Consider the following 12276-nt stretch of genomic DNA (forward strand, 5'->3'; position numbering starts at 1 on the left):
TAATGAGCAAATTAAAAACTGGCGGAAATTTTTAGCTGATAAGTGCGCGGAATTGGCACGTTTCCAAAATCGACACCACGCAATAAGTCACTGTTACCACCAGCATTTGTTTCAGGATCATAACCATCGTATTTATCCCATGAAATAAGGTTGCGGCCAGAAAGTGCGATGTTTATATTTTTAACATTTTTCAAAATGTTTGGCAAAGAATAGGAGAGGCTGATCTCGCGAAGTTTCACGAAAGATGCATTGTCAACCCGCCATTCTTCTGTGTTGTAAATCGAATAAACATAACCACGTGGAAGTTCGCCTTTCAATTCTCTTTCAGAATAATCGCCGATACCAACACCCTGACGCGTACGACGGTCAGCATTAAATACCTGCATACCCTGAACAGCGTCAAGAAGGAAGCGGAAACCAATGCGTTTGTAAGTGAAATTACTCACGAAAGATCCGGTCCATTTCGGGTTAGGATTTCCAATGATTTTTCTCACCGTGGTATTGGTAGTAGGTTGTCCCTCAGCATCTACCGGTGAAGCGGTATAAGACAAAGGATCTGTTACCGATTGAACTCCTTTTTGAGATTGAGGCAGACCTTGTTTTGTTAATTTTTGATTTCCATTTTCATCACGTGCGAAGAATGTTCCGTAAAATACGCTGGCAGCCTGCCCTTCAATCAGGTAGGACGGAGCGCCGGAAACTGTGTTTTGAAGAATCAACGGACTTCCCAGTTTAATAATTTTGTTACGGTTGTGACTGTAAATCACACTTACATCCCAGGTGAAATCCTTGGTCTGGATTGGTGTGTAGCTCAAACTTACCTCATAACCTTTGTTCTGCATTTCGCCTACGTTGTCAATAGCACTTGTTCCACCACTTGTAGCAGCCAAAACACGGTTTACAACAAGATCAGTGATTTTTTGCTTGTAAGCAGTTACACCCAAAGTCAGTTTATTATTCAGGAAAGTAAGGTCAACACCACCTTCATTTTCAGTCATAAATTCGGGTCTTACATTTTGATTGGCCAAAGTACCACTTGGTAAAATTGTGTTTTGACCTAAAAATGGAACTGAATTATATTGCCAAAAACGGTCATAACTTCCGATACCGGTCATGTTACCGGATTTACCCCAGGAGTAACGAAGTTTTGCTGTATTGATAACTTGGGCCAGACTTCCTTTTGACCAGAAATCAAGATCAGACGGGATAAAGCTTGCGCTGAATTTTGGATAAGTCTGATGGGATTGCGAAGAAGAGAATTTCGAAGAACGGTCACTACGAACTGCACCGGTGATAAATGCAAGATTTTTATATCCAAAAGTTGCCTGTCCGAATATCCCGAAAAGATCAAACTGATCCAAAGTATAATTTGCTTTTACAGTCGTACTTGCCGCACCACTTACAGTCTGAATGAAAGGTGCAAGATTTTGTCCGCTGGAAGAGGAAATATCAGTTTTGCTGTTTTGATAACTTGTTCCGGCAACAACGTTTAGTTTGAAATCCGGCGTTAGATCACGTTCGTAGGAAACGTTAATATCGTTGTTATACTGGAAAGTTGTACTGTTCACATTGGCAGCAAAACCTTTTGGATAACGTTCAGCAGGAAGTCCGGAAACCGTGGCATATGGATATGGCGGAATCAGGTTTTTTCCTAATTGTGAAAATGCATCGATACCAAAAACCCAGTCGATATTCAAACCTTTCAACGGAGTCAGATTTAATTGAACATCATTTACAGTACGGTTTACAGCCTGCGTGAATTTCATATCCTCCACAACTGTCAACGGATTCACACGTGTTGGTTCAACTGCCTGCAAATTACCGTTTGCGTCACGTTTTGTTATATCGTAAATGTTGTTGGTAATGTTAAGCGAGTTAATCGGACTATAAAAAACGTTTCCGTTTGGTTTTTCATTGGAAAAGCTGTTGTTGTAGGTAATTCCGGTAGAAAGTTTCGCCCAGCTCGCCAGTCTTTGTTCCAGACGAACACGAAGTCCGTAACGCTGAAAATCAGTTCCAACCACAATCCCCTGGTTTTTCATGTAAGAAAGAGAAGCATAATACTGCGTTTTCTCGTTTCCACCGCTAATTGAAAGTGCATTGTCAGTACCAACGCCTGTTCTGAAAATCTCATCCTGATAATCGTAACGTTGCACGTCTACTTCGTTGGTTGCAAGGTTTGCAGTAACTCCGTCACGGGTAATTGGTGTCGTCGTCGTTCCCGGATTTGCTGCGATTTGTGCTGCTGTTAAGCCGGTAATCGTTCCAAGACGTAAACTTGAATAACCAAATTGTTTCCCGTAAGTGCTGATCTTTAATTTTTTACGAAGCTCGTTTACACTAACACTTGTAGAAAAATTAATCTGAGGAGCTCCGTTTTTTCCACGTTTTGTTGTGATCAAAACCACACCGTTTGAAGCACGGGAACCATACTGAGCTGCCGCAGCTGCACCGTTAATAATATTCATCGATTCAATATCAGCCGGATTTATATCAGCCATACGGTTTGTTCCAACAACCGCCGAACCAACCTGGTCAGCCAGGGCATATTGCGAAACATTCACCGATGCATTGCTCAAAATAACACCGTCGATAACATACAAAGGATCTGAATTTCCCTGCAAAGATTTGATACCGCGAAGACGGATTGTTATCCCACCGGAAGGATCTCCGGAGTTTTGTGTAATCTGCGCACCCGGAACTTTACCCTGTAATGCAGAAAATAAATTCGCAGAACCGGAATTAACCAGCTCTTTTGAACTGATCGAATTAATCGAATTCCCTAATTGTCTTCTTGTTGATTTAATTGTTGAACCCGTCACAACCACTTCATCCAGAACGGCTACTGCTTCTTTGATTGTGACATCAATAACCAGTGACGTTTGAGATCCCAGTGTGAAATTCTGGCTGAAAGGCGCATACCCGATCGATGAAAAATTCAAGGAATAATTTCCGGGTTTCAAGTCGGCGTTGAGCGAATAAGTACCTTCCGCATCGGTGACACTTCCAACATTGCTTCCACTAATAAGTACGGAAACGCCAGGTACGCCCTGTCCGCTGTCGTCCTTCACTTTCCCTTTGATGACGTAGGACTGCGCCATTGCCTGTATAGACACAAGCATCACCACTGCCAGCACAGTCAAAGACCGCAGGTGGTGTATAAATAAATAGACCTTTTTTCTCATAAATGATTTTTTAAGGAGATGTTACAAAAGCTCAGAAAAACGCATTAATTCCGACAAATATCCGCATATGGATTTCAATTATCAATAGAGCAATAAAAGTTTTTATAAATAATATATATTAAAAATGCCGTAGATTATTTTTTATAAATACTTTTATCGAAAATATTAAATCGTTTTTTAGAATATTTAAAGAATTACCTAACTATACTTATGATTCAGCCTGCCACCTCCATGATGAAGAAAGAAAGACAAATGCTCATCATGAAGCAGATAAATCTGCACAACCGTGCACTTTCTTCGGATTTAAGTACTTTGCTCAACGTTTCAGAGGATACCATTCGCCGTGATCTGAATGAATTAGCGGAAGCGGGGAAACTGGTAAAAGTGCATGGAGGTGCGTTATCAAAATCTTATCAGTTCAATTATTCTACGACGCAGGCATATGCATCTTCGGCAAAACAGGCAATCGCCCAAAAAGCAGTTTCCTTGATCAAAAATGATATGTTTATCGTAATAGGCGGTGGGACAACGGTAAGTGAACTGATTCATCAGATTCCTATGGATATCACGGCTACTTTTTTTACGGTAAGCTTGTTAACGGCTTTGCAGCTTTGTGATCATGCCAATGCAACTGTAATTTTTGTGGGAGGGACGATCGCTAAAACCTCCCAGATCAGCTCTGGCGGTGAAGTGATTAGTCGGCTTGCCGATATTCATGCGGATTTATGCATTTTAGGGGCAAATGGGATCAGTTTTAATGAAGGAATTACGGAAACGGATATGGAAACGGTTCAGGTCAAACGTGCCATGATGAAGGCATCAAAGCAAACGGCAATCCTGACGATTTCGGAAAAATTGGACACAGTGCAGCGTTTGCGCGTTTGTGATCTGGATGAGGTTAATTATCTGGTTACGGAATTAGAAGCGGGAAGTGCGGATCTGAAAGCGTATAGGAGGGAGAATTTGGTGATTTTATGATTGATTTTTTTGCAGGTATTTCAATTGTAATGTTTGAATTACCCAAAAATAGGTCGTAGAAATCCATATGCCACCCTTTCAGGGTTATGGTCGTAGATTGAAGCTATTCTGTAATAATGTCATCCCTTTGGGATTATGAATAAAATGGAATTCCCGAAGTTATATTATGTAATTTCGATTGGATGAAATTATGAAAAAACGGATTCGCAAAGATTTAAATCTTTGCATAAGAAAGCATATTCTGGTTTGCTACTTTTCTCAAATCTTATATTTCAATTTTAAACCAATATATTCTGTGCTCCAAAAATCCCGAAGGGATGACATTATTATAGCAAAATGGATCATGCAAAAATCCCAACCCTGAAAGGGTGACATAATTACATAATCCATTTTCCATAAAACAAAATTAAGGCAAGGCAAAAGCTACATAACTATCACCCTTTTTGGTACCAAGTTTTGTACCTCCACAGGCCACAACAATATATTGCTTTCCATTTACTTCATAAGTACTTGGCGTGGCGAAACCTGCCGCAGGCAATTCTGTTTGCCATAATAGTTTTCCTGTTTTCTTATCAAAAGCGCGGAACATACCATCTTTTGTAGCGGCAATAAATAATAATCCACCAGCTGTTATGACCGGTCCGCCATAATTTTCCGTTCCTGTTGGAGCAATTCCTTTTGCTGTCAATTCCTTAAATTCTCCCAGCGTTTTTTGCCACACGTGTTTTCCTGTATTTAAGTCAATGGCAGTCAAAGTACCCCATGGCGGACTGATTGCCGGATATCCTTTGCTATCCAGAAATTTGTTATATCCATTAAATTTGTATGGAACAAAAGGCCCTTTTTCCTCCTTATCCGCAGAACTTACTTCCACTTTTTCATCCCCAAACAAAAATGCAATAAGCGCCTGTTTTTCCGTGCCTGTAATGCTCGTAAAACCAGGCATCATTCCTTTGCCACTTGTGATCAATTTAGATACATAGTCACGTTCACGTCGTTGTCCGATATCAACCAGAGAAGGATAACCGCTTCTGGGATTTCCTTTTCGCTCCGGTCCGTGGCAGACTACACAATTCAAAGTATAAACCCGTTGTCCCGGACTTAAATTTGATAATTCATCATCTTTTGGGGTAGGGGACAAACTGGCAATCCAGGGCATTTCGTTTGCGTTGACATACATAATTCCACTTGGATCCACCGCAGCTCCGCCCCATTCTGCGCCGCCATCAAAACCTGGCAAAATGATCGCAGGTGTTTTTCCAAAAGGATGAAACATTCCCTTATTGGCTTTGCGATAAACGGCCAACAAAGAATCGCGATCGGCCGAGTGTGGATTAATGTCTGATTCTGTAAATGTTGTTCGCGCATAAGGTTTTGGCATACTTGGTACCGGTTGTGTAGGCCAGGATTTTTCTTCCGGAATGTCACTTTTTGGCACTTTTATCTCGTTAATCGGATAAACCGGTTTTCCTGTTACACGATCAAAAATGTAAACAAACCCTGCTTTTGTCACCTGGGCAACGGCATCAATTGTTTTTCCGTCTTTTTTGATAGTTACCAAATTGGGCGGTGCAGGAATATCCCGGTCCCAAATATCATGGTGAACAAGTTGAAAATGCCACATCCTTTTTCCCGTTCTTGCGTTCAGTGCTAGTAAGCTATTGGCAAAAAGATTTTGTCCGGCACGATTTCCTCCGTAAAAATCAAAACCTGCCGAACCGGTTGGCACAAATAAAATACCACGTTTTTTATCTACTGCCATTCCTGACCAGTTATTGGCGGCACCAACTTCGGTGTTTTTGTAAACATCTTTTGGCCATGTATCATATCCGAATTCTCCCGGATGCGGAATTGTATGAAATACCCAGGCCAATTCACCGGTGCGCACATTAAAAGCCTGAATATTTCCGGGAGCTGCATCCGGTCCTTCCGAAAGCCGTAACGGCATCATGATCAGATCTTCGAAAAGCGTTCCGGGTGTATTCGAAATGACAAATTTGTCTTTTGCCGTTTCACCTAAGCCCTTTTTCAAACTCACTCTGCCATCTGCTCCAAAAGATTTAATCGGTTTTCCGGAATTTGCGTCCAGCGCATAAAGCCAGGATTCGTAGGCATACAAAATTCTGGATTCGCTTCCGCTGGTCCAGTATGTAACGCCGCGATTGGTATTGAGTCCGCCACCTTTTCCGGCTTTGAATTTCCATTTTTCTTTTCCGGTTGCGGCATCAAGTGCAAAAACCTGATTTGTTGCTGTAACTCCATATAGTGTTCCGTTTACAATAATTGGATTGCATTGAACCTGCCCGGAATCCAGGGAATGATATTCCCAGGCTTTGGTTATCTGGCCAACATTGGAAGTATTGATTTGTGTTAAAGTGGAGTAATGATTTCGGTCGGAGCCACCAAGATATTCAGGCCAATCGATGTCGGAAGACTTTTTTTTGTCATTAATTGTTAGTCGCGCCGACACAAGTAAAACGGCCATCAAGACAATGGCTGGTAAAAATATTTTTTTCATTAACGGGTTCAGGGGATTTAAATTTTAAATGTCCAATACAGTTTTTCGTGAAAAGTGAAGTTAATTGTTTTGAATGAATAATGTTGAAATTCAAATAAATTATTGGCTTTGGGAGATTTTGATGTTGAAAATTATATTGAGTTTTCAGGTTTAAGTAATAAGGTTTTGTCCAAAAACAGTAGGTTCTTGAAATCTTGTAGACGTTTCCTTGTTCAAAAATGAAAAAACAAATATTTAAAAGTCTGGTAAATCAATATAGCACCTCGGATTTAACCCAAATACAATATTTTCCTCACAATCCGATAATATTCAAAACGGTACTTTGTCAGTTATTGAAAAATCGTAAATCCGGTTATAACTGATCAAATTGAAATGAAAAGAAGAGATTTTTTTAGAAATTCCTCCCTTACCATAGCAGCTGGTTCTATGTTTTCTCCCCTGAATTTGTTGGGAAATAATAACAGCATTGTAAAAAGTGGAACGGTCGCCAAAAATATAATTTTTCTGGTAAGTGACGGAATGAGCACCGGCACACTCAATATGGCCAGCCTTTTGTTGCAAAGAAAAGAAGGAAGACAAAGTCACTGGATGCAGTTATATCTGGATAATAAAGCCAAACGTGCTTTTATGGATACTGCTTCTGCCAATTCATTTGTAACAGATTCTGCTGCTGCAAGTTCGGCCTGGGGCGGGGGAGTTCGTGTCAATAACGGTTCTTTGAACGCGAATCCTGATGGCAGTTATAACAAACCGATTTTACAAAAATTTAAAGAAGCAGGAAAGTCTGTTGGCTGTGTAACCTCGGTACCGATCACGCACGCGACACCGGCTGGTTTTTGTATCAATAACAAATCAAGAGGAGATCAGAATGATATTGCGCTGCAATATTTGCCTTTGAAATTTGATGTAATGATGGGCGGCGGACAGGATTATTTTGATCCGGCAAAGAGAAAAGACAAAGATAACGTATACAAAAAATTCGATGAGGCTGGTTATGTAACGGTGAAAACAAAAAAGGAATTGTTAAGTCTTTCAGCCTCAGAAACGAAACCTTTACTAGGCGTTTTTGCTGATAATGCGTTGCCATTTTCCGTTGATCATCAGCATGATGCAACATTAATGGAACAAATCCCGACTTTGGCTGAAATGACAAAATCGGCGATTGCTAAATTAAAGAAAAACAAAAATGGCTTTGTAATGCAGGTTGAAGGCGGAAAAGTAGATTGGGCGGCCCATTCCAACGATTCTGCCGGATTACTTTATGACCAGATAGCCTTTGATGATGCCATAAAAGTAGCAATCGATTTTGCAGAACAGGATAAGGAAACACTTGTGATCATTACAACAGATCACGGCAATGCAAATCCCGGATTATTTTCTGGTTCAATGACCGAGAAAAATTTCGATTACATGCACCATTTCAAACATAGTAATGACTGGGTTTTAAATGGTATCAACAAGAATTCTACCGCTGCTCAAATTATCGAGCGACTGGAAGAAGCGCAGGGTTATGCGATCAAAAAGGCGGAGGCCGAAAGTTTACTGGCGCATTATACGACTTTGAACGAAGAAGGCTTATATAATCCTAAGAAACTTCCTTTTAAGGAACTTGGTCAGATACAATCTGCCTATACTTCCATCGGTTGGGCGGGTATGGATCACTCTGCGGATTACGTAGAATTGGCGATGTTTGGGCCGGGAAGTGAAATGTTAAAACCATTTGTAAAAAACACTGATCTGCATAATTTTATGCTGGATGCTACCAATGTAAGAAAGCAAAGCTGATCAAATAATCAGGAGAATACTGACCGTCCGAAACCGTACAAAAGTGTACGATTTCGGACGGTTTTATTTTGGTATAAAATGTAAGTGTTTGATATTCAATAATAAAAATTTGTGGCAAGGCTTTTTCAAAACGAAATAAACAAAAGAGAATTAGAATCACCGGTAAATGTCTTTATTCTTGTGAATCAAAATCTCAAATCATAATTTATAATGATCAAATTAGAAAAAATTTCCAAGCACTATCCGGCAGGTTTTGGCAAAACATACGTGTTGCGCCACATTGATTTGAATATTAAAGAAGGCGAATTTGTCTCAATTATGGGGCCATCCGGTTCAGGAAAGTCAACTTTGCTGCATATTTTAGGATTGCTTGAAGAGCCGTCGGAGGGTGAATATCTTTTCCTGGACGAACCGGTTCAAAAATTAACTGAGAAAAAACGTACAGAATTACACCGTCATCATATTGGTTTCGTATTTCAGGCATATCATTTAATTGATGAACTGACGGTTTATGAAAACATCGAAACGCCGCTGCTTTACAAAGGTGTTTCAGGATCTGAAAGAAAAAGCCGCGTGGCAGAATTGCTTGACCGCTTCAATATGGTAGCTAAAAAAGATCTTTTTCCGCATCAGCTTTCAGGCGGACAGCAGCAATTGGTAGGTGTAGCGCGTGCAATTGTACATAATCCAAAAGTGATTTTTGCGGATGAACCAACGGGAAATCTGCATTCTGAGCAGGCGGTGGAAATCATGGAATTATTTCAAAAACTTAATCAGGAAGATAAAGTAACGATTGTACAGGTGACCCACTCGGAGGCTAACGCTACGTATGGTAACCGCGTAATCAGGCTGAAAGATGGCTGGCTGGCCTGATTTCATTACTTATCCTCAATAACCTATCTATTAGTCATGAAACGTTTATTACTACTTTTTTGTCTGTTTCCCTGCTTTGCCCAGGCACAAAAAACGCTTAGCCTTGCAGACTGTGTCGAACTTTTGTCGAGAAACAACCTGACTTACCGTGCAGGAAATCTTCAGGCAGAAGCGGCGCAGGCAAATTTGCGGCAGACAAAATCGTTGATCTTTCCACAGATTTATGTTGGAGCCAATCACAGTTTGAATCTTGGACGTAGTATTGACCAGTATACCAATGCGTATATTGATGAGCTTTATAATTACAGTTCCATTGGTGCGAACTTTCAGATGAATATTTTTCAGGGTTTTAAAATCCAGAATCAGATTCGTCAAAGTCAGGTGTTAAAAGAATCTGCGGATGAAAACCGGAAAGCAGTTTTAAACGCGCAAACGATTTTGCTTTTGCAGGGATACGTAAATGTTTTGGCAACAAAATCTTTATATGAGTCTTATGTTCAGCAGGTTGAATCTTCCAAACAGCAGGTTGACCGTGTTGAAAAACAATTGAATGCAGGAGTTGCTGCTCAAAGCACGCTTTATGAAATCAAGGCCACGCTTGCCAATGATAAATTTGACATGGTTACAGCTTTGAATAATTATAAAACGGCAAGGCTGGCATTATTTCAAAGAATGAATATTGATCCGGACGATTCGATCATATTTGAACCGCTGACTCCGATTGAATGGCCGGCCGATTCGAAAGACGCCCAGGCCGTTTATGAGGATGCGTTGAAACAGTTTCCGGAGATTAAAAGCGCTGAATTGAGCCAGAAAAGTTATTACTATTTGGTGAAATCCATTAAAGCCAATAATTATCCGTCACTTGTTTTGGGGGCCAATATTGGAGCATTTTATGCTTCAACCAACACTAATCTTGATTATTTCAAACAGTTGAATGCCACACGTAATGGTTCTTTGAGCTTGGGTTTGAATATTCCGATTATGGGTCGTTGGGTAACACGTCCTCGTGTTGAGCTGGCGAAAGTACAGGAACGCCAGGCACAGAATCAGTCTGATATTGCTAAACAATTGTTACGTCAATCGGTTGAAATGGCGGTTTTGGATGTGAATAGCACGGCTGATCGTTTTGGTGCAGCGCAAGGCCAGGTGGAATCGCTGACTGCAAGTTTTACGGTTGTGGAAAGTAAATTAAATGCCGGAACAGCTAATATTTTTGAATATGCTTTGGCGAAAGCGAATCTTGGAAAGTCGCAAGCCAATGCAATTCAGGCAAAATATGAATATATGATGAAACAGAGATTACTTCAATTTTACCGTCAGGGTACCTGGACGGGGATATATTGAGAATAAGATATTGACGTAGAACAATTGCTTGTAGCGAAAGCTAAAGTGGAGAGTTTCTTAGTTAGTTAGGTTGGTAATACTTAGAGGCCTGCATCCAGTGCGGGCCTCTTTTTTTATATTTTTTGTTAAAATAATTTAAATATTTACAAATAGTATAATGGTTACATATTCTTATTTATATTGGCTTGAAATCAACTTCTCAATGTTATGAAAAAAACTCTTCTTATTGGTTTGACGGTTTTGATCGGTTATGTCTTGCCTGTCAAAGCACAATTACAAAAAGGCACAAAGTATGTAGCCGCGACAATTAGTTTTAATGGTACGCATCAGTCTATGGATAACACACCAACTAATACTTTCTATCCAAATAAGTATGAGACATTCAATCTAAATCCTTCTTTTCAGTTTGGAAAATTTGTTAAGGAGAACCGAATGGCCGGAATTAGCATTGGGACGAGTATGGCTTTTTCGAAAAGTAAAACTGCTAATATCTATCAAAATTACGAAAGTAAAAGCAGTGGTATTGTTTACAACCTCTCGCCTTTTATCAGGCAATACAAATCATTAAGTCCGAAATGGGCAATATTTTTAAATTCTTCGGTGAATTTGGCCTACATGCATTTTAAATATACAAATAATGATGACGTAAGAAAATCGGATGGTTATTCCGCCGGCTTGTATCTTACTCCGGGCATTTCTTATTGGATTACGCCGAGATTTGCTTTGGAAACAGACCTCAATTTTTTGTCATTATCAGCGGGCTACGCCAACCTTCCAACGTCTAAAAATGTCTATTTTAACTCGGCATTCACAACTGGTCTCACAGATTATTTCTCTGTAAGGGCATCCTGGTATTTTCAAAAAAACTAAAAATCCGATAATGAAAAATATATATTATTTCATAGTAATACTGGTTTTGGGTTTTTCTCAAACCACATTTGCCCAGTGGGAGGGCCAGAAATTCATTTACGGATCTGCTTCACTCGCTTTTAATAACAGCAATCCGGATTTGCAGAAATCAACGAACAGTTATGGTTACAATTTTGATCTTGGAATCGGGAAATTTAAGACAAGCACCAGGGCAGTCGGCTGGACTCTTAGTACGTCACTTTCTGGCGGTAAACAAAATTTAACTTCCTATATAAATGGAATTCCTGTAAACCGGAATAAAAATGGGATAATTGGTATGGGTGCTGGTGTAGGACGCTTTTGGCAGTTTTACAAACATTTCAATGACAAGGTGGGGATTTTTGGGGGACCAGATGTTAATGTGTTGTATAACAATGCCAAGACTTATTCGACGACGACTGATAGTAGACTTTTAATTACAAATAAGAGCAATGTGGTTTCTATATCCGGCGGTTTGAAAGCCGGGTTGTATTACAAATTGTCACCGAAGTGGTGGGTAACGGGAAGTATTGCTTTTTCAAATTTTGCGAGCGTAAGCTACACAAGTTTAAAATCAGAAATTGAAGAGGATATGTATACAAGTAATCAAAAAACATTGAACTATCAGTTTTCTCCATCATTCAGATTCCCCAATGTAGGCTTCGGTCTTCGCTATTTTTTATAATTTAAATTTTTACGTTT

General features: G+C 39.9%; 8 protein-coding genes. 6 read left to right on the top strand and 2 right to left on the bottom strand.

All coding sequences use genetic code 11. The features are described 5' to 3' along the window. Positions 1 to 11: 11 nt before the first annotated feature. Entirely contained in the window at positions 12 to 3185 is a 3174-nt protein-coding gene (locus IEE83_RS03500; protein WP_194119237.1) for a SusC/RagA family TonB-linked outer membrane protein, read from the bottom strand. Between the two features lie 231 nt (positions 3186 to 3416). Here IEE83_RS03500 and IEE83_RS03505 point away from each other — a divergent pair, with 231 nt between their 5' ends. After that, positions 3417 to 4163 (top strand): DeoR/GlpR family DNA-binding transcription regulator, encoded by a 747-nt coding sequence (locus IEE83_RS03505; RefSeq protein WP_194119238.1) that lies wholly within the window; start codon positions 3417 to 3419, stop codon positions 4161 to 4163. Positions 4164 to 4569: 406 nt separating this feature from the next. Here IEE83_RS03505 and IEE83_RS03510 read toward each other — a convergent pair whose 3' ends face one another. After that, positions 4570 to 6681, bottom strand: a complete 2112-nt coding sequence (locus tag IEE83_RS03510) for an outer membrane protein assembly factor BamB family protein (protein WP_194119239.1) — start codon at positions 6679 to 6681, stop codon at positions 4570 to 4572. 372 nt (positions 6682 to 7053) lie between these two features. Between IEE83_RS03510 and IEE83_RS03515 the strand changes: the two genes are divergently transcribed. From IEE83_RS03515 to IEE83_RS03535, 5 genes are all read left to right on the top strand, one after another. Further along, positions 7054 to 8466 carry an alkaline phosphatase gene (locus IEE83_RS03515; protein ID WP_194119240.1) on the top strand — a complete coding sequence of 471 codons (1413 nt, stop codon included), beginning with the start codon at positions 7054 to 7056 and terminating at the stop codon, positions 8464 to 8466. Positions 8467 to 8676: 210 nt separating this feature from the next. After that, positions 8677 to 9339 (top strand): ABC transporter ATP-binding protein, encoded by a 663-nt coding sequence (locus tag IEE83_RS03520; protein ID WP_137340828.1) that lies wholly within the window; start codon positions 8677 to 8679, stop codon positions 9337 to 9339. Between the two features lie 36 nt (positions 9340 to 9375). Continuing rightward, a complete protein-coding gene (locus IEE83_RS03525) occupies positions 9376 to 10686 on the top strand; it encodes a TolC family protein (RefSeq protein WP_194119241.1) in 1311 nt (436 codons plus the stop codon). Between the two features lie 207 nt (positions 10687 to 10893). Next, on the top strand, positions 10894 to 11556 hold the full coding sequence (locus IEE83_RS03530) for a hypothetical protein (RefSeq protein ID WP_194119242.1): 663 nt from the start codon (positions 10894 to 10896) through the stop codon (positions 11554 to 11556). A gap of 10 nt (positions 11557 to 11566) precedes the next feature. Then, the gene (locus IEE83_RS03535; RefSeq protein ID WP_194119243.1) at positions 11567 to 12259 is read left to right on the top strand and encodes a hypothetical protein; all 693 of its coding nucleotides are present in this window, start codon (positions 11567 to 11569) and stop codon (positions 12257 to 12259) included. Positions 12260 to 12276: the final 17 nt, after the last annotated feature.

The sequence above is a fragment of the Dyadobacter subterraneus genome (genome assembly GCF_015221875.1).
GTDB lineage: Bacteria > Bacteroidota > Bacteroidia > Cytophagales > Spirosomataceae > Dyadobacter > Dyadobacter subterraneus.

Coding starts and splice junctions, on each gene's coding strand:
- IEE83_RS03525 (WP_194119241.1), top strand. CDS start 9,376: ATGAAACGTTTATTACTACTTTTTTGTCTGTTTCCCTGCTTTGCCCAG.
- IEE83_RS03505 (WP_194119238.1), top strand. CDS start 3,417: ATGATGAAGAAAGAAAGACAAATGCTCATCATGAAGCAGATAAATCTG.
- IEE83_RS03530 (WP_194119242.1), top strand. CDS start 10,894: ATGAAAAAAACTCTTCTTATTGGTTTGACGGTTTTGATCGGTTATGTC.
- IEE83_RS03515 (WP_194119240.1), top strand. CDS start 7,054: ATGAAAAGAAGAGATTTTTTTAGAAATTCCTCCCTTACCATAGCAGCT.
- IEE83_RS03535 (WP_194119243.1), top strand. CDS start 11,567: ATGAAAAATATATATTATTTCATAGTAATACTGGTTTTGGGTTTTTCT.
- IEE83_RS03500 (WP_194119237.1), bottom strand. CDS start 3,185: ATGAGAAAAAAGGTCTATTTATTTATACACCACCTGCGGTCTTTGACT.
- IEE83_RS03520 (WP_137340828.1), top strand. CDS start 8,677: ATGATCAAATTAGAAAAAATTTCCAAGCACTATCCGGCAGGTTTTGGC.
- IEE83_RS03510 (WP_194119239.1), bottom strand. CDS start 6,681: ATGAAAAAAATATTTTTACCAGCCATTGTCTTGATGGCCGTTTTACTT.